The sequence below is a fragment of the Acetobacter pasteurianus subsp. pasteurianus LMG 1262 = NBRC 106471 genome (assembly GCF_000285275.1).
Lineage (GTDB): Bacteria > Pseudomonadota > Alphaproteobacteria > Acetobacterales > Acetobacteraceae > Acetobacter > Acetobacter pasteurianus.
In genome coordinates this window covers 161,042-180,184 of sequence record NZ_CADO01000067.1, presented here as the reverse complement: position 1 = coordinate 180,184, position 19,143 = coordinate 161,042, and the positions used below count along the sequence as shown (strand labels likewise).

The 19,143-nt window shown below is 55.3% G+C and carries 11 protein-coding genes; 2 read left to right on the top strand and 9 right to left on the bottom strand.

From position 1 onward, the window contains the following. Positions 1-108: 108 nt before the first annotated feature. Entirely contained in the window at positions 109-1,473 is a 1,365-nt protein-coding gene (locus APA10_RS10580; protein ID WP_014456960.1) for a DUF445 domain-containing protein, read from the bottom strand. 104 nt (positions 1,474-1,577) lie between these two features. Here APA10_RS10580 and APA10_RS10575 point away from each other — a divergent pair, with 104 nt between their 5' ends. Further along, on the top strand, positions 1,578-4,376 hold the full coding sequence (locus tag APA10_RS10575) for a phosphoenolpyruvate carboxylase (RefSeq protein ID WP_035365868.1): 2,799 nt from the start codon (positions 1,578-1,580) through the stop codon (positions 4,374-4,376). Between the two features lie 48 nt (positions 4,377-4,424). Here APA10_RS10575 and APA10_RS10570 read toward each other — a convergent pair whose 3' ends face one another. From APA10_RS10570 to APA10_RS10550, 5 genes are all read right to left on the bottom strand, one after another. Then, entirely contained in the window at positions 4,425-5,450 is a 1,026-nt protein-coding gene (locus APA10_RS10570) for an alpha/beta fold hydrolase (protein WP_035365870.1), read from the bottom strand. A gap of 136 nt (positions 5,451-5,586) precedes the next feature. Continuing rightward, entirely contained in the window at positions 5,587-7,674 is a 2,088-nt protein-coding gene (gene fusA, locus APA10_RS10565; protein ID WP_014456963.1) for an elongation factor G, read from the bottom strand. Between the two features lie 229 nt (positions 7,675-7,903). Next, positions 7,904-8,209 (bottom strand): 50S ribosomal protein L28, encoded by a 306-nt coding sequence (gene rpmB / locus APA10_RS10560; protein WP_003624085.1) that lies wholly within the window; start codon positions 8,207-8,209, stop codon positions 7,904-7,906. A 117-nt stretch (positions 8,210-8,326) separates the two neighbouring features. Beyond that, entirely contained in the window at positions 8,327-8,620 is a 294-nt protein-coding gene (locus APA10_RS10555) for a hypothetical protein (RefSeq protein WP_003624084.1), read from the bottom strand. 96 nt (positions 8,621-8,716) lie between these two features. Then, positions 8,717-10,468: an ABCB family ABC transporter ATP-binding protein/permease gene (locus APA10_RS10550; protein WP_174714337.1), complete on the bottom strand. Its 1,752-nt coding sequence runs from the start codon at positions 10,466-10,468 to the stop codon at positions 8,717-8,719. Positions 10,469-10,649: 181 nt separating this feature from the next. Here APA10_RS10550 and APA10_RS10545 point away from each other — a divergent pair, with 181 nt between their 5' ends. Then, positions 10,650-11,522, top strand: coding sequence for an NUDIX hydrolase (locus tag APA10_RS10545; RefSeq protein WP_003629875.1), 873 nt, complete (start codon positions 10,650-10,652; stop codon positions 11,520-11,522). A gap of 4 nt (positions 11,523-11,526) precedes the next feature. Here the strand turns inward: APA10_RS10545 and APA10_RS10540 are convergent, their stop codons facing one another. Genes APA10_RS10540 through APA10_RS10530 form a run of 3 tightly spaced genes read right to left on the bottom strand, consistent with a single transcriptional unit; the run spans position 11,527 to position 19,092 of the window. Beyond that, a complete protein-coding gene (locus tag APA10_RS10540) occupies positions 11,527-14,517 on the bottom strand; it encodes a [protein-PII] uridylyltransferase (RefSeq protein ID WP_003629877.1) in 2,991 nt (996 codons plus the stop codon). 5 nt (positions 14,518-14,522) lie between these two features. Continuing rightward, positions 14,523-17,177: a DNA mismatch repair protein MutS gene (gene mutS / locus APA10_RS10535; protein WP_035365872.1), complete on the bottom strand. Its 2,655-nt coding sequence runs from the start codon at positions 17,175-17,177 to the stop codon at positions 14,523-14,525. Positions 17,178-17,217: 40 nt separating this feature from the next. Continuing rightward, complete coding sequence (locus APA10_RS10530) at positions 17,218-19,092, bottom strand: tetratricopeptide repeat protein (RefSeq protein WP_003629881.1); 1,875 nt, start codon at positions 19,090-19,092, stop codon at positions 17,218-17,220. Between the last annotated feature and the right edge of the window lie 51 nt (positions 19,093-19,143).

Below are 19,143 nucleotides of genomic sequence, written 5' to 3'. Positions count from 1 at the left end.
CAATTAAAGACCTGAGCGGTCCTGTTTCGGATACATGGCGACACACTGCCCTTGCGTCAACCCAAAACAAGCGCACAAAAGCATCCAGCGCAAACGTGATCGACCGCCCTACTGGGCGTTCAGCCCGAACAGAAGCCGTAACACGGCAAAAAGCAGCGCCCCCACACCAAACCCAACAAGGGTACCATTAAACCGGATAAACTGCAGATCCTTACCAACCCGAAGTTCCAGTTTTTCAGCTATTTCAACAGCATTCCAGCTTGAAACCACGCGGGAAATAAACTCCGCCATACGCTCACGCAGGAATGGCAGCATCTTCAGAACAGTGCGGTTCACGCTATCCATAATCCGTTGCCGCATGTTCTGATCATAGCGCATCTGGGCAGCCATGCGTTCAAGTGCATCCTGCACTACCGATGCAATGCGACCTTCCGGATCTTCCACATCCGCTTCCACCATGCGGCGGAAGCGCTGCCAGATATCTCCCCACCAGCCCACAACACTTTCATGGGAGAGCACGCCCATAATGGTTTGGGAAAACTCTTTGCCCTTTTCCGGGTCCGTTTCTATGCGGTCAATCTGACCACGCACCCAACTGGTAAAGCCTTCACGGATGCTGGAGTTCTGTGGGTCGATTCGCTCAAGCTCCTTGGCCGCTGCCAACAGAACCTTGGTGGCGATGGAACCGCCTATGGCCCACCCCAGTAAACGCCCACCCTGTTCACGCACGCGTTCTTCAATCATCTGGCGCAATGCGCCTTCCTTGGATTGTAGCGCGTCCTTGATCTGCTCAAGCAGGAAGGAGAGCACTTCCTGATGCTTGTCATCATCCACAAGGCTACGCAGGGCGCGCGCAATAATAGGCGCCAGATTACTGCCCCCCAACAGCTTGGGCATAACCCGAGCAACCGCGTTGCTGGCGCGACCATCTTCCAGCCTGTCCAGCATCTGGGGCAAAGAGCGTGTTATGGATTTTACCAAGGCATCCCGCGTGCCGGGATCATCCAGCATATCCGCCATAAAAGCAGGAAGGTCTACCTGCCCCAATACGCGCTCAACTTCCTTTTGGGTAAACACCTGCCCTGCAACAAACCGCCCCAGTGCCCGGCCAAGTCTATCCTTTTGTGCAGGTAAAATAGCAGTGTGCGGAATAGGCAGCCCCATAGGCCGACGAAACAGCGCCACCACGGCAAACCAGTCTGCCAGACCGCCTACAACGCCAGCCCGCGCACCAGCCCGCAGCATTTCAAGCCAGAATCCATCCCTCACCCATCCGGCGGCTGGTGCTGCGTAACCCAGCACCGTTACCCCAGCCATAAGGCCAACCAGCCCTGTAGCTGCATTCTTATATCGCCGCAGTGTCTGGCGGGCAGCGAAATCCGCGTCCTGATGAGGATGAGATGTCATGACCCACTCAATAGCACTGTGCGCAAACACCCCCAAGAGTGCGTGAGCTGGTTGCATACAAAACATAGACGTGAAAAGTTGTTCATCACTCTTTTCAAGCTATTTCGTTGTTATTTCGATTCATTCCGGCTTTATAACTGTTTTATTACAGGAACCTTCAGGACGCCCTTATGACTATGGATAACACATCTTCTCCTTCCCGTTTGGACAGTATCCTTGCGTCCGCTACTGCGCACCCAGATGCTGGCACAGCAGCTGAAGGCACAAATCCTGTAATGGGCATTGCGCTCCGACTTGGAGAAGCTTTGAGCCGCGAGGAAATCTCGCAAACAGATATTACAAGCCTTGTGCAAAAGCTGCGCGATGAAGCCTTTCTGACGCGCGCCCGTAAGCTGCATCGCTACGTAGGTGGCGCGACAACGGAAGCCACTAAAGAGAAGTTCCGCAATGTTGCACGTGCGATAGCCGAAGCATGCCCTACTGGTTCTTTTGCAGAGTATCAGGCACGCATCTCCGCCATTCAGTTTGCTGCGGTCTTTACTGCGCACCCCACGTTTGCCCTGAGCAACCCTGTGTATGCGGCTTTGGCAGAAAGTGCATCTCAAGCCATTCCCCCGCAGGAAGCACCGTTTTTTGAAACGCACAGACGCGCTGCTCCACCCACGCTGGAAGAAGAATTTACACTGGCCGCGCAAGCCATAACCCGTGCGCGGGATGCCATGGATCTGCTGGCCACTGCCCTGCTGGAAGAAGCCGCCACACGTTGGCCGCAGGAATGGACAAGCCTGAAGCCCTGCCCGGTTATTGCAACCAGTTGGGTTGGCTATGATACCGATGGCCGCACTGATATTGGCTGGTGGGACACCCTACGCCTACGCTTGCGCATGAAGCTGTTCCAACTGATGCGGTTGGAAAGCCAGATCATGCACGAGGGCTTGCTGGCCCCAGAGCTAACAGAAAAGTTGCAACGCGCCATTGCCTGCGTAAAGGAACAGATTAGCGCTGTTCCTGCTGGCCCAAGTGATGCCCAGGCTGTAGCCCATTTTGCAAAACTTCTGGTTTCTCAGCGCGACACAGCACTCACACATGCAGCAGAATTGGATGGCCTGCTTGAGGCCGCCATCAATACCGCGCCGCCTTCCGCACGCATTCCACTGGCTGTTGCCCGGGCGGGTTTTCTGGCGCATGGGCTGGGGCTTGCGCATACGCATGTGCGGCTTAATGCCTCCCAGATACACAACTTCGTTCGCCAGAAGCTAAACCTGCTGGATGACCCCAACAATCCGGCACATCGTCGGGCATTGTTGAACCAGATTAACGAAGCGCTGGAAGCTGTAACACCTGTTCCTGTGGACTTTGGCGCGCTGCTGAGCGATCCCTCCAGTGCTGGACGGCTGATGATGACCATTGCGCAAATGGTCAAATTTATCGATTCCGATACACCTGTTCGTTTCCTGATTGCAGAAACAGAAACCGGTTACACATTGCTCTCGGCCCTGTGGGTGGCCTCCTGCTTTGGTGTGGCGGATAAAATTGAAATCTCGCCGCTGTTTGAAACCGAAGATGCGCTCATGAACGGTGAGCACATTGTGGAAGAAGCCCTGCGCTCTCCCGCATGGCGTGCCTATATCCGCCGTATTGGCCGTATCTGCTTCCAGTTTGGATATTCCGATTCTGGCCGATATGTTGGCCAATTGGCGGCAACGTATCTGATAGAGCGCCTGCGCCTGCGTATTCATGATCTGCTGGTGCGGTGGGACATGCAGGATATCACCGTGGTGTTTTTTGATACGCACGGTGAAAGCATTGGTCGCGGCGCGCACCCCTTCCGTATGGCGGATCGGCTGGATTACCTTTCTCCGCCGCATGTGCGTGCACGGTTTAAAACCACCGGCATTGCCTGCCGTGAGGAAACGGCTTTTCAGGGTGGTGATGGTTATCTGCTTTTTGGCACGCCAGAACTGGCAGGCGCTACGCTGGCCACTATTGCGGAAAACCTATTTCTGCCCTTACGGCAGGAAGAAGACCCCATTTATGATCAGCCTGATTTTTCGGCTGATTTCTTCTCCAGCATTAGCGAGGGCATGAAAAAACTGGTGGAAGACCCCGGTTATGCCGCGCTGCTGGGGGCTTTTGGGCCATCACTTATTGATAGAACCGGTTCTCGTCCCCCTGCTCGCCAAAGTGCAGAAAGTGCCACCCACAAGCGCATTACCCACCCCAGTCAGCTCCGCGCCATCCCTAACAACGCAATTCTTCAGCAGCTCGGATGGTGCGCCAACACCTTGCAGGGCTTGGGGGCAGCCGTACACCGCCACCCGGAAACCTTTGAAACATTCCGCACATCCAGCCCGCGCTTTCATCGTGCTCTGGATTTTGCCCAGCATGGCCTGACCTGCTCGGATGATAAGGTGCTGAAAAGCGTTGTCTGTTTGCTAGACCCCGGCTTCTGGCTCGACCGCGCCACAGAGGAAAAAACGCCAGCACGCCGGAAGGCTTTTCTCTCCCTGATGCAGGATCTGGAAAAGCTTGATCTCTCTGCCGAACTGCTCACCATGTTCCGCCGTATTCAGGCCGACCATCTTGCGTTGAGAGAAGCGTGGGAACATGCACCGCGCACGGAACCACAGATCCGGCTTCTGCACGCCATTCGTATTATGCTTATTGAGCAGATATGGCTGCTGGCATGCCGTGTACCCTTCTTCATGCCACGTGGCGGCTTTAACCATGATGTCATGATGCAGCACATACTGTGTCTGGATATTCCGGCAGTGTTGGAAGAACTTGAGCATATCTTCCCCACCGGCACGGGCCCAACCAACCTTGATTTTCATGAACCACGTGGCCCGCGCGAAGAAGGTATTTACGAGCGAGAGCACAGAGACATCTTTGTACCCATGCAACGGATGTTTGAACTTATTCGTGAAATCAGCGTCGCCATCATGCACAATATTGGCGCTTTTGGCTGAGGGCCCTTTGGCCGGAAAGGGGCTGCCTTAACGGCAGCCCCATATGGTTTACCGTCCGCCCAAAAAGCTTTCTACTGCCAACGTAAATAGCTGCGGATTCTGCAAAAAGGCAAAGTGGCTGGTATTGGGCAACACCAAAAGCCCCGCCCCTTCTACCGTAGCGGCCATATGCTCGGCCTGAACACGCCCCACAACACCATCATGATCGGCAGCAGCAACCCATAGCGGTGCTGTTACCCGCATAAGATCTGCATCTGTCCAGTTAGGTTGCCTGCCACGCATGGCCTGCACTGCGGCTTCCATATCTCCAAACCGATGCGGCGTAGAGGAAAGCTGCCTGTATTCCTGCCGCGTTCTTTCCATAAAGGATTTGTAAGCAGGGATATCCCCTGCACGAGAGAGCAGACCATCTGGAGTGCTCCACGGTGCAAACGCAAATATCCGGCTGACACTACTGGGGTGCCGCATACCAACATCCAGCGCCTGCACGGCACCATCACCCCACCCTACCAAGGCGACGCGCCGGAGGTGCAGGAACGCCATAACTGTCAGCACATCATCGGCCAGCAGATCATACCCCAAGGGCAAAGCGCCCATTGTGCTGCGCCCATGCCCGCGCATATCCACAACAATCACACGGCACCTGGCGCGCAACAGTGCACGGGCAAGATCTCCCATATAATTGGAGTTTGCCAAACCATCATGCAGCAGCATGACGGGCACACCTTCCCCGACCGATGCGTAATATAATTGGGCCTTGCCCTGTGCCGGCACCATGCCCGTATCAACCGGCAAGCCACCACTTTCAGCTTCCAGCGCCAACGGTGTGGGAGGCAGAGCACGCCAATCATATACCCCGTTGATGGGCGGCATTTTATCTACGGAAGAAGAGGCAAAAGCCAATGAAGGCGCTTGTGCAAAAGCTTTATGCCCAACAAGGCCCGATGCCATGCCCCCCAGCGCAAGCTGCATAAGCGCACGCCGGTTTACCCGTGTTTTCTGCGCTGTCTCATCGGTTGCACATTCAAACAGCTTTGGCATCTTGCTTGTCTTTCCGTTTCTTTTCTGCGCCATCACAAATACTCGGGTTATGCCGTAACATGCCGCTTTGTATTTAGCGCACGCAACGTAATCTGGTTTTGCACAATAAAAAAGCCGCCCCCTTTGCAGGGAGCGGCCTTTATATTCCGAAACCGAAAAACGGCTGAAATTACTTGGACTGAGCCATGATTTCTTCAGCAACGTTGCGCGGCACCGGATCGTAGTGATGGAACTGCATGGTGAAGGAAGCACGGCCCTTCGTCATGGAACGCAGATGAGAAATGTAACCGAACATTTCTTTCAGCGGCACATAAGCACGAACCATAACGGTGGAACCGGAGGTTTCCTGGCTCTGGATCATGCCACGACGACGGTTCAGGTCACCCACCACGTCACCAACGTGATCGTTCGGGGTGGTGATTTCCACGTCCATGATCGGTTCCAGAATAACCGGACCAGCTTTTTTCATACCTTCACGGAAACAGGCCTTACCGGCGATTTCAAACGCCAGAGCAGACGAGTCAACGTCATGGTACTTACCGTCAAGCAGCGTGAACTTGAAGTCCACTGTCGGGAAGCCTGCCAGCACACCTGTGGAAGACTGAACGCGAATACCCTTTTCAACTGCCGGGATGTATTCTCTGGGAACAGCACCACCAACAACCTTGTTTTCGAACAGGATGCCTTCGTTACGTTCAACCGGCTGGAACTCGATCTTCACTTCAGCGAACTGACCGGAACCACCAGACTGCTTTTTATGGGTGTAGGTTTCCGTATGCGGCTGCGTGATGGTTTCACGGTATGCCACCTGCGGTGCGCCCACGTTTGCATCCACACCATATTCACGACGCAGACGGTCGATAATGATGTCCAGATGCAGTTCACCCATGCCGGACAGAATGGTCTGGCCTGTTTCCTGATCGGTCTTGAGTTGCAGGGAGGGATCTTCACCAGCCAGCTTCTGCAGGGCCAGTGTCATCTTTTCCACTGCGTCCTTTGTTTTCGGTTCGACGGAGATGTCGATAACCGGAACAGGGAAGGACATACGTTCCAGAACAACCGGATCTGCCGGATCTGCCAGCGTATCACCTGTCTGGGAGTCTTTCAGGCCCACAAACGCAGCAATATCACCAGCGTGCACTTCTGTCAGTTCTTCACGCTTGTCAGCATGCATCTGATAGATACGGCCGATACGTTCCTTGTGGCCCTTGGTGGTGTTCAGAACCGTATCACCGGTTTTGAGCACGCCACGATAAACGCGCACAAAGGTTAGCGTACCGTACTTATCGTTGATGATCTTAAAGGCCAGACCAGCGAACTTACCATTGGGGTCAACCGGAATGATGGGCTGGTTTTTTTCGTCTTCTTCTTCACCTTCCGGCGGAGCGCAACGAATACCTTCAACGTCATTCGGAGCCGGCAGGTAGTCGATGATGGCATCGAGCAGAGGCTGCACGCCCTTGTTCTTAAACGCCGTGCCACACAGAACCGGACGGAATTCACCGGAAATGGCGCCCTTCTTGATGCAGCGCTTCAGGGTTTCAACAGAAACGTCACCCTTTTCGAAGTATTCTTCCATGGCTGCATCATCAACAGCCAGAGCCGTATCCAGCAGGTTCTGGCGTGCTTCTGCAGCCTTTTCCTTCAGGTCAGCCGGAATTTCTTCGTCATGGAACTTCGCGCCAAGTTCACCGCCTTCCCAGACGATGGCCTTCATTTCCACCAGGTCGACAACACCAACAAACTTGTCTTCTGCGCCAATTGGCAGCTGCAGCGGGATAGCAACGATATCCAGCTTTTCTTTCAGCGTATCAAATGCGCGGTAGAAGTCTGCACCGGTACGGTCCAGCTTGTTGATGAAGATGATCCGAGGCACCTTGTAGCGGTCTGCCAGACGCCAGTTGGTTTCGGACTGCGGCTGCACACCAGCCACACCTTCAATAATGAACACGGCCCCATCGAGCACGCGCAGGGAGCGGTTCACTTCGATGTTGAAGTCGATATGTCCGGGCGTATCAATAATGTTGATACGGTGGCCTGCCCATTCACAGGTCACGGCAGCGGACGTAATGGTAATACCACGTTCACGTTCCTGAGCCATGTAGTCAGTCGTGGTGTTACCTTCGTGCACTTCACCAATTTTATGGGACACGCCGGTGTAGTACAGCATACGTTCGGTCGTGGTCGTCTTACCTGCGTCAATATGCGCGGTAATACCGATATTACGAATCTTGGACAGATCGGATGTGGCGGACACGAAAACCTCCAGAAAACAGGTCAGGCGCGAATGGGAATCCCTTCGCGCCTGTGGCCGCCGTGCACCGTATTGGCACCTGTGATGTTAAAATCTTCAGGAAACCCGGCTGCCGGAAACCGGCCGATAGACGACGATGCCTGACACCTTGCCAGACATCTACACCGCAGAAACCGGCCCTACCCCACGAAGTGAATAGAGCCGGCTCCACTGAATAAGGTAAACCCCTGAATCAGGCGCCTGCGGCTGCCTGTTTTTTGGCCTGAGCGCGCAGAACGCGGCGCTTGATGACCTGTGCTTCTTCAGGAAGTTTGCGGTTAGGCGTGCTCAGCAGGAATGCATCCAGACCGCCATTGTGTTCAATGGTGCGCAGGCCACGGGCACTTACGCGCATACGCACGGCAGAACCCAGAGTTTCAGAAACCAAGGAAGCATCCTGCAGGTTAGGCAGGAAGCGACGGCGGGATTTGTTGTTAGCGTGGCTGACGTTGTTTCCGGTCAGCACACCTTTGCCGGTAATCTGGCAACGACGGGACATTGTCTCATCCTTGTCTTATACAAAATAGGAACAGAGGGCCGAGACAAGCGCCCGGCGACCACATTCAGGATTGGCGCGGCTTATGGCTTAGCCACGGCTTTCAGTCAAGGGTTGTGCTCAGGCTTTCTCGTTTTCCTGCCCGGTCTGTGCCCGAACAGACGCATGTACTTCGCCTGATCGAACGCTCTGGGCGGCTGAGTCGAGAATGCGCAAAACGGTATCCTTGTCCATAATCTGGGCAAGAATACCTACAGAATTACCCAGAAGAGCGGAGGCCACTGCCAGCGGAGGATATTTTTCATTCCGCAGATGCTCAATAGCGTGCTGAATGACCATATCGCACCGCGCCAGATCTTCGGGCACATCCATGTTCGGGCCTGCTTCGGGAGTCTGCCCTGCTGTTTCGGTCATCTCTTTTGATCCTTCATTTTTCTGCGGCCCACATCATCTGCAGGCGCGCGATTCGTCAGACACAGCCAAGCCTTACCAGCAGGCCTACGCCTTTTATCACGTCTCCTGCCCGCTTTCTCCCCCCTGAGCGGCCCACATGGATGCATACACCGCATTCTGGGCCAGCAGGGCTGCATGCGTGCCGCGCTCAACAATATGCCCCTTGGCCATAACCAAAATTTCGTCTGCATCCACAATGGTGGATAAACGATGGGCGATAACAAGCGTTGTGCGGCGTGCTGAAACCGTTTTAAGCGCTGCCTGTATTTCTTTTTCAGTATGTGTGTCTAACGCACTCGTGGCCTCGTCAAGCACAAGAACGCGTGGGTCTTTCAAAATCGTGCGGGCAATGGCCACACGCTGCTTTTCTCCGCCAGAAAGTTTTAACCCGCGCTCACCCACCTGTGTTTCATACCCTTCAGGCAAGGACATGATAAAATCATGTATCTGCGCCAGTTGGGCCGCGTGCTGCACCTCTGCCGGGGTAGCCCCCAGCCGCCCATAGGCAATGTTGTAGCCAATGCTCTCGTTAAACAGCACGGTATCCTGCGGCACCACACCAATGGCCGCACGCAAATCTGCCTGCCGGTAATCACGCACATCGTGCCCATCCACCAGCACAGCACCCGACCACACATCGTAAAATCGGAACAGCAACCGGCTGATAGTGGACTTCCCTGCCCCTGTGGTACCCACAATGGCAACCTTGCGCCCCGGCTCCACCTCAAAGCTGATACCGTGCAAAATTTCACGCTCGGGCCGGTATCCAAAATGCACATCTCTGAACGCCACGCGCGCTGGTGCAGAAACCTGCAATCGTGTGGCAATGGAGAGAGGATGCGCAGGATCTGCCACTTCCACTTCTTCCTCCGTCAGTCCCAGCATGTGCTCAAGATCAACCAATGCGGTACGAATGGCAGAATAAACGGAACCCAGAAAATTCAGTGGTCCATAAAGTTGCAGCAGATACGTGTTGACCATAACGAACTCGCCAACCGTAATGCGTCCGGCCTCAATATCATGCCCACCCAGCAGCATTATGGCTGTAAGAGACAGGGCAATAATGGCAGCCTGCCCAAAGTTGAGGAAACCCAAGGAATACTGGGTTTTTTTTGCAGCCTGTTCATAACGCGCCTGGGCGCTGTCATACCTTTGGGCTTCGTGCTTCTCGTTCCCAAAATATTTTACGGTTTCGTAGTTCAGCAAGCTGTCTAGTGCTTTGCCTGTGGCCTCGCTGTTGGTTTCATTCATCTCGCGCCGGATTCCGAGCCGCCAAGATGTAAACCGCACGGTAAACAGAATATAGGCTGCAATCATCAGCGCCATAAGCGCCACATACTGCCAGTTGAAAACACGCCAGATCACCGCCATCACCAGTGCTGCCTGCAAGATGGTGGGAGAAATGGACATGATCATCCGCAGCAGCGTTTCCACCGCCTCTGTGCCACGCTCAATAGCGCGTGTGACCCCTCCGGTGCGGCGATCCAGATGAAAGCGCAAGGAAAGCGCATGCATGTGCTCAAAACTGCGGTAAGCCGCCTGCCTTGCCACCCGGAACCGAACTGGTGCGAATAACGCATCTCGCAAATTGGTAAGGGCTGCAGAAACCAGCCGTACCAATCCGTAACAAAGAATCAAAGCCGCAGGCGCCATAGCCAGCGAATGCGGGTGCGTAAACCGATCCACCACACGGCTATAAACCAGCGGAATGCCCAGTGTGGCCAGCTCACCCCCAAGCATGACCACAAGAACCAGCACAACGCGCCAACGCAGGGCACGATTTTCCTGTGGCCACAAATATGGCAGCAAACGCGAAAGTGTTATGGAAACCGGCTTTTTGAGCGGCCCGGCAGCCGCGCGACGTGGTGGCATAACCCGCATGTGCCATGCTGGGCGCATTTTGCAACCCCGCCACACCTTGCCACCGCCTTTGCCACACCCGATAACAACCCCAGACACGCTAGGCACAGTTCAACAGGATTTTGTTTCCATGTCTTCCGACATCACGCCTTTTCTTCGGCATCTCAAGCAGTGCAACACTGCTATCATTCCTGGCAAACGTGCCCCTTTTTCTCTGGCTGGCAAAGTTGCCGGATGGATTACGCCAGAACTGTTTGACAGGCTGGAAAAAGAAGGTCTGGGCAACCGTGCAACCAGCTTTAACCTGCCAGACCCAAGCAAACTGGAAGCTTTGGGTGAAGCTTTGGCGCAGGAAGGTTTTTACCGCTCCCACCACGAGCTGTTTGATGTGCGAACAGACGTTGGGGAACCCGCCATTGCCCGCATTGACCGCGGTGCTTTGCCTCTTTTTGGGCTGGTTGCCACAGGCGTGCACATGAACGGGTTGGTGCGCAAAGCAGATGGCCTGCACCTATGGACAGGCCGTCGTGCCGCAAACAAGCGGCTGGACCCCTCCAAACTGGACCATCTGGTAGCTGGCGGCGTACCTGCTGGCCACACACCACGTGAAGCCTTGATCAAGGAAGCAGCGGAAGAAGCCAGTATCCCTCATGATCTTGCGGCTCAGGCGCAGGAAACCGGGCATCTGGTTTACGCCATGGAGCGGCCTGAAGGGCTCAGACGAGATATTCTTGTCTGTTATGATCTTTATCTGCCAGAAAACTTTGAGCCAGAAGCCGCTGATGGCGAAGTGGAATCCTTCGCCCTGCTGCCATTGGCTAAAGTGTTTCAGATTGTGCGGGATACGGATGAATTTAAATTCAACGTCAATCTGGTGCTGATTGATCTGTTCCTGCGCCACGGCCTGATAGATACCCACACACCCGCAGGCCAGCAGCTACGGGCGGGGCTTAACCACGGTCTTTCCGCAGCCAGCCCCGGCCATCATCCTGTTTCAGCCTGATATTTCAGGCTGAATAGCGCGCATCTGCACAAGCGCTGGCCTCGGCTTCTGCTTCCTTTAGCCCGGCCAGCAAGCGCTCACGGATTTCCTCCAAACGTTTTTTATCCGTGATTTTCAGACCAAACAGGTCCTTCACATAAAAAACGTCCACTGCCCGCACGCCATAGGTGGTGATGTGGGCAGAGGCAATTTGCAGGTTTTCACGGCTCATGGCGGCCGTTACATCATGCAGCAGGCCGGGACGATCGCGCCCATTGATTTCGATAACGGTGTAGGTGTTGGAAATTCCATTATCTATCACCACGCGCGGCGGCACATGAATGGCGCGCATGCGCATGGGCATGTGCCCAAATCCGGCTCGCGCAATTTCTTCACTAATATCAATATGGCCGCTTAGCCCCTGCTCGATCAGCGATGCCAGACGGGCAAGCTTGTGCGTTTCTTCATACGCTTGGCCGGAGGTATCCTGAATCCAGAACGTATCCAGCGCCATACCGTGTGTCATGGTATGAATGCGCGCATCCACAATGGAAGCTCCGGCCAATGCCAAGGCCCCTGCTATTTTGGAAAACAGGCCCGGCACGTCCACCGTGTAAATGGTCACTTCCGTAACCCCACGGGCAGGCAGAGGCAGCACTTCTACTGTAAGCGGTGCATCCTTGGCATCTGCCGCACGAATAAGCCGTGCGTGGCGGCGATGTGTCTCATAATCGAAGGAGAGCCAGTAACCAGCGTAGCCCAGCCCCAAAAAGCGTTCGATATCTTTTTGAGGAACACCTTCTTCTGTCAGAATATCGGCTGTAATTTCCTTGGCATGGCGCACACGCACATCTCGTTCCGTAGTAGCCAGACCACCAGCCAGAACTTCTGCCACACGCACATACAACTCACGCAGCAGCGTGGCCTTCCATGCGTTCCACACGCGGGAACTTACGGCACGCATATCCACAATAGTCAGCAGTAGCAGCAAACGCAGCCGTTCTGGAGACTGCACTATGTTTGCTACATCCAGAATGGTCTTGGGGTCATCAATATCGCGCTGGAACGCCGTATGGCTGAGCAACAGATGATGCAGCACCAACCATGAAACAGTTTCTGTTTCTTCGCCCGACATACCAAGACGCGGGCAGAGTTCAGCCGCAATTTCCGCCCCAATTTCGGAGTGGTCCCCACCCCGCCCTTTGGCAACATCGTGCAGTAGAACGGACATATACAACGCCCGTTTGGAATGCAGCCCTTTTACCAGTTCGTAAGCAATGGGGATTTCATCCGCCATGCGGCCAGAAGCCACTTCATCCAGAATACGCACGGCTTCTATGGTGTGCTCATCCACAGTAAACACATGGTACGTATCAAACTGCATCTGCCCGACAATACGCGCCCAATCTGGAATCAGGCGGCCAAAAATGCCGGTTTCGTTCAGAATGTGCAGCCAATGTGCATGTCCTGCGGGCGGATATTCCCCATAGGCCGCAGAGTAAGACAGACCACTTTCTTCCACTACAGACGGCACAGCAGCCGTTGCGGGGCGGCGACGTGGCTTTTGCTCCACCACGGACTCATCACCGCACAACAGATCAAGGAAAATGCGAGAAGCTTCCGGATTATCCCGCAGACTGGTGGCCCTGCGTTCCCACCGGATAAGCTGATGCCGGGCCAACGGATGCAGCGGACGGCGGCGCACACGCGCCCAATCCAGAATCTGCATCATTTTAATGGGTTCCTGATCGAAACTTACGCCACGATCAGGCAAAATCTGCCCATCTAGCAGAGTAAATCCGGCTTGCCGCATGGCTTCATCTGGCTTGGCAGCGTTAGCAACTGGCCCCTGGGCCTGCCGCAGTACTGCGGGTTCCAGAACATGGGTTAACCGCATGACTTCCCGTGCTGTCAGGAAGTAATGGCGCATAAAGCGCTCCACCCCATTTTGCCGCCCATGCCGGGTATACCCCATGCGTGCACCAATAACGGGCTGCATATCAAAGGTCAGTCGTTCTTCCGCACGCCCCGCCACGTAGTGCAGGTGTAGGCGCACCGTCCACAAAAAGTCCCAAGATCGGCGGGCGCGTGCAGCTTCCTGCTCTGTTAACAAACCCATCCAGATAAATTCTGGGGCCAGAAGGTCTTTGACGTGGCGCGTACCAAAAGTGTTGCGGCACATCCAATACAGGGTTTGCAGATCACGCAGCCCCCCGCGCCCTTCCTTTATGTTGGGCTCTACCAGATATGGGCTATCACCAAACCGCCGGTGACGTTCCAGACGTTCACGGCGCTTGTCATGTATAAAACCAGCGGCACCTGCATCCACACAGGCCAGAATGTAGCGGGCCTCAAACGTGGCAAAAAGGGCAGAATCCCCGGCCAACAAACGTGCATCCAGCAGCGCGGTGCGCACTGTGGTGTCTTTTTTAGCTTCTTCAATACATTCATTGATGGTGCGGGTGGCATGCCCCACCTTCACACCCAGATCCCACAGAAAATACAGCACGTATTCAATCAGCGGATGTGCGCGCTCTGCACTTTCTTCCGCCACCAGAAACAGCAGATCAATATCGCTGAACGGTGCCAAGAGCCCGCGCCCGTAGCCACCTGTCGCGGCTATGGCAAAGCTGGGAAGCACCCCGCTTTCTACAATACCTGCTCCAATGGTGGCACGCACGGCCAGATCAACAATGGCGCGCACCATAACATCGGTAAAAACAGCTATTTTTTTGGCTGCCCCAGCGCCTTTAAGCTCATGCCGCTCAAACCGGTTACGTATATCTGCCTGATAGCGCCCCAGATGCCGACGGAAAATGGCAACGGCATCATCACGTTCAGGAATAGCCGCATCTTCCGGTGTTGCGTCTCTTAATTCCCGCGTCAGACACGCAGAAAGCATTTCTGGCGTTAGGGTTGCCAGCATGGTCATGTCGGACTGCTGCGCGGCGGCAGGCTCTACGGAAGGGGTGGGCATGAGAGGCGAGTTCTGCTCCTGAATGGGGTCTGGCGTCATGGTATCTAGCCTGCTGCCTGTGCGTGTTCTTCCTGCGCGGCTTCCTTGCGCAATTCATACAGAAGATCCAGCGCTGCGCGTGGGGTCAGGCTATCTGGGTCAATGTCCATCAAACGCTTACTTAACGTATTTTGGGGCTCAGGGGGTAATGTCTTCTGCGTGTCAAACAACGGAAGCGGTTCGGGTATTGTATTTTCAGCACGTTCCAACTCCCGCAGCAGGCGCCCGGCCCGGTCCACCACAGCGTGCGGTACACCGGCCAACCGCGCAACGTGTACACCCCAGCTTTTTTTTGCTGATCCTGCAAGCACTTCATGCAAAAACACAATTTGCCCCCGCCATTCCCGCACCGCCATAGTATGCAGGGAAAGGCGCGGGAGTGTATCCACCAAGCGCGAAAGTTCATGGAAATGCGTTGCAAAGATTGCACGGCAGCGCACGCTTGAATGCAAAGCCTCCAGCACAGCCCATGCAATTGCCAAACCATCCAACGTGGCCGTGCCGCGCCCGATCTCATCCACCACAACAAGAGAACGCGGGCCAGCCTGGTTAAGAATGGCGGCGGTTTCCGTCATTTCCACCATAAAGGTGGAGCGCCCACGCGCCAGATCATCCGAAGCGCCTACGCGGGAGAAAAGCTGATCCACCACCCCGATTCGCACCCGATCAGCCGGAACGGGAAAACCACCTTGTGCCAGAATAACCGCCAGCGCTGTCTGTCGCAGATAGGTGGATTTACCGGCCATATTCGGCCCCGTTAACAGCATAACGCGCTGTTGCGGTGCCAGATCGCACGTATTGGGCGTAAAACGCGTGCCTGCTGGCAAGGCGGCTTCCACCACCGGGTGGCGGCATCCTTCCAGCGCAAAGGCAAAATCTTCCGTCACCTCTGGCCGGCACCATGTGCCATTGCCTGCCAAGTCTGCGCAGGATTGCAAAACATCCAGCACAGCCAAAGCCTGTGCCAGAACAGGCATGCTGCGTTCCGCCAGAACCTGTTCAACCAACGCGCCAAACAGTTCTTTTTCACGCTGGGATGCTTTTTCTGCGGCCTCGGTTATGCGGGCATCCAGCGTTGAGAGTTCTTCTGTGGCAAAACGCGCATTACTGGCCGTGCCCTGCCGCAAGATAAGCTCTGGCTTGTCCTTCAGCTTGGCGCTGGCTGCTACGGGCACTTCCATCACATAGCCAAGCTGGGCGTGATGGCGAATTTTAAGGCTGTTCAGCCCATAATGCGCGGCATATTTGGCCTGTAAGCCCGCTATAAGGCGGCGTGAATCATCCCGCAATCCACGGTATTCATCCAGCTTGGCATCATAGCCCTGCGCAATAACACCGCCATCATCCAGCCTTGCTGGAAGGTTTTCCGCCAGCGCGCGCGCCAGTTCGGCCTCCAGCGCCTGCCCGCCACCCAAACGTGTAACCGCCTGATGTAACGCCGGAGGCAATGAAGCATCAGCAGCCGTGAGAATACGCGCAGCCTCCCGCGCCACCATAAGGCCATCGCGCATAGCGGCCAGATCTCGCGGTTGCCCACGCCCAAGGGACAACCGGCCGAGCGCACGTGCAATATCTGGAGCTTTTTTAAGTGTTCCGCGCAACGCCTCGCGCCGCACCGCATCTTCCTTCAGCCACCACCAGCCTTCCTGCCGTGCGGCTATCTGGCCTGCATGTGTAAGTGGGGCTGCCAGCCATTCTGCCAGCATACGTGCCCCTGCGGCACTGACTGTACGGTTTACCGCAGAAAATAGTGTGTGCTCATCCCCTCCGTCCCGCGCACGCAAGATATCCAGACTGGCGCGTGTGGCCGGATCTATGCCCAGAATACCACTTTCATTTTGCGGAACAGGATGTGCCAGACGCGGCAGCTTGCCTGCCTGACTGCGCTGAACGTATTCCACCGCCATAGCAGCGGCCACGCTTTCTTCATCCGTAAAGGTGCCAAAGGCTTCTATGCTGGCCACATCAAAAGCACTGGCCAGACGCTGGCGTGCCGTATCTGCGCCCGATGCTACGGTTTCTGGCGCACGGCGGGCTTCATAATCCGCCAGATTAAGAACGGCAGGTGCAAGAATTTCCGCAGGGTCCAGACGGCCTAAAAGCGCGGGAAGCCCTTTGCCTGTCAGGCTTTCGGTTTCAAACAACCCGGTTGAAACATCAATCCACGCAGCGCCAATAACTGTATCGGCAAAGGATGCCTCGGCTTTTTTGCCTTTCCCCTTTGTTTGTGGCGCTGTGAGCGCCAATGCGAGCAAAAGGTTGGAGCGCCCAGGCTCCAGCAGTTCATCTTCTGTTAGCGTGCCGGGGGTAATCACCCTTACAACGCCACGCGCCAGAGGCCCCTTGTTTGCGGGCCTGCCTTTACGGGGTGTTTCAGTCTGTTCTGCCACCGCCACCCGGAAGCCGCGCCGGATCAAACGCGCAAGATAAGCCGGAGCTGCCGCCACTGGCACCCCGCACATGGGAATCGGTTCCCCCGCATGTGTGCCGCGTGCTGTTAAGGCAATATCCAGCGCAGCCGCTGCGGCCGTAGCATCATCAAAAAACAGTTCGTAAAAATCGCCCATGCGAAAAAACAGCAGGGCTTCAGGATTTTCGGCCTTGAGGGTGAACCACTGCGCCATTGCTGGCGTAGCACCTTTGGAGGAAATGCGTGTCATGCCGCTATCATAAAGTGCTCTCACATAGCGGCAACAGCCTTTAGGGCACCATATCCGTGCGTTTTTCAGCCATCTTCTGCAAAATCTGCACAACGGTTACGATGCAGGGCAGCCACGGGGCATCGCCCTCACCCGTCTGTGGCTGACGAATAACCCTAACGGAAGGATACCACAGGCTGCGCACCTCTCCATCTGGCTGTGTCATGGTAGAGCCCGCAGCCCAGCGCCAGTCCCCACCAAAGCGATCAAGCAGCAAAACAGGCACACCCAGCAAACCACCCAGATGCGCTATCATCGTATCTACGGTTATCACCACATCCAGACCCGCCATAACACGGGCTGTTTCCAGCACATCACCTTGCGGTAATTTCTCTATCGGAAATGGAGGCTGCTGCCCTTCCGTATGTTTTTGGAGAGACTGAAACTCAACATTATCCAACCGCCCCAACGGTTCTAATAGTTGCGGATTGAGTGAGCGCCTGCGGTCAAACTGATACGTTGAACTACCCGCCCAACACAGCCCAATACGCAAAACGGTTTTCTTGCCGGGATCTGCCTTTTGAAGCCCCGTAATATCGGGCCACCATGCAAATGGCGCTTCCATTCCCAACACATCAGGCAAGCTCATAAGGCCGCAAGCTGCTACGGCTTTTGGCGCATGCTGGCTGGTGCATATTGTTACATGCGGCAGACGTGCCAACTCCATCTGCAGCACAAAACTGCGTATGCTTTGCGGCACATACAGCAAAACCGGAACACGCTGAGCCGCCGGAGAAACATAACGCAGAAACTGCAATACATCGCCCAATCCCTGCTCTGCATAGAGCAACACAGGCTTTTCCTGCGGAGCACCATCCCACTGAGGTAACCCGGCGGCACAAGCCGGAGGTGCAACAAGGTGCTGGCGCGCATCAAACAGCTTCCAACCCTCAGCAAATCGACCTTCGGCCAGATACAGCACGCCACGGTTCATACGTGCTCGGGCGGCATCCGTGCTGTTTCCTGCCTGTTTTTCTACCTTGCAAAACAAGGCTTCCGCCTGCGCACGTTTACCCAGATCAGCGAGAACCGTGGCGTAATTGAGCATCAGGCGCGTATCGTTCTGCTGTAATGCACATGCAGCTTGCAGTTCCTTCGCAGCTTCTTGCAGGTGGCCTAACGCCATCTGCACCAGCCCCAGATTACTGCGTGTTTCTGCGGCTTTGGGATCCAGTTGCGCAGATTTTACCAGAACATCCCGGGCTTCCTCATAACTGCACGTTGCAAACAACGCTGCTCCATGATTGGCCAGAGCTGGTGCGGATGTTGGCAGTTCTACCGCCACAGCTCGAAAATAAGGTTCGGCCTCTGCCGATTTGCCTGCCCCGTGCAGGATCATGCCACGCAGATTTTGTGCAAACAGGTTTTGCGTATCCAACTGCAAGGCCTTACCGGAAACCTCTATCGCTTTTTCCAACTGTCCATGACGTGACAAAAAAGCGGCCAGAGCCAGATGCCGCTCCTGTTCTAATGGCCGTAACTTTATAGCGGTGCGTAAAGCACGTTCAGCTTCGGCAATGCGCTGCTGCGCTTCCAGAACAGAGGCCATAGCATCATGCGCGCGCGGGTCTCTTGGTGATGCAAGAACGGCCACGTGAATGGCCGCCCGCGCTGCCTCCATCTGTCCTTCTGCCAGCAGTGCCAAACCTAACGTGATATGAAAATGCGGTTCTGCCTGTAACTGTACAGCCTTGGCTGCCAGCGCCACTGCGGCACGGTTATCTCCGCCCGCGCGCGCTATGCAGGCCATGCCATGCAGTGCACCAGCATGCTGCGGATTCTGCTGCAAACAGTTTTGCAGAACACGTAACGCCTGCTCCGCATTGCCATGCGCCAACAATACCAGTGCAGATTCCACCTGCGTATCCATCTGCATGGGTATAACTGGCTCCTTTTTGTAATCTGATATGCCTCACAAAGTGCATTC

Bases quoted from the DNA above. Each gene is read 5' to 3' on its own strand.
- APA10_RS10580 (WP_014456960.1), bottom strand. From the start codon at position 1,473: ATGTTTTGTATGCAACCAGCTCACGCACTCTTGGGGGTGTTTGCGCAC.
- APA10_RS10575 (WP_035365868.1), top strand. From the start codon at position 1,578: ATGACTATGGATAACACATCTTCTCCTTCCCGTTTGGACAGTATCCTT.
- APA10_RS10570 (WP_035365870.1), bottom strand. From the start codon at position 5,450: ATGGCGCAGAAAAGAAACGGAAAGACAAGCAAGATGCCAAAGCTGTTT.
- rpmB (WP_003624085.1), bottom strand. From the start codon at position 8,209: ATGTCCCGTCGTTGCCAGATTACCGGCAAAGGTGTGCTGACCGGAAAC.
- APA10_RS10555 (WP_003624084.1), bottom strand. From the start codon at position 8,620: ATGACCGAAACAGCAGGGCAGACTCCCGAAGCAGGCCCGAACATGGAT.
- APA10_RS10545 (WP_003629875.1), top strand. From the start codon at position 10,650: ATGTCTTCCGACATCACGCCTTTTCTTCGGCATCTCAAGCAGTGCAAC.
- APA10_RS10540 (WP_003629877.1), bottom strand. From the start codon at position 14,517: ATGACGCCAGACCCCATTCAGGAGCAGAACTCGCCTCTCATGCCCACC.
- mutS (WP_035365872.1), bottom strand. From the start codon at position 17,177: ATGACACGCATTTCCTCCAAAGGTGCTACGCCAGCAATGGCGCAGTGG.
- APA10_RS10530 (WP_003629881.1), bottom strand. From the start codon at position 19,092: ATGCAGATGGATACGCAGGTGGAATCTGCACTGGTATTGTTGGCGCAT.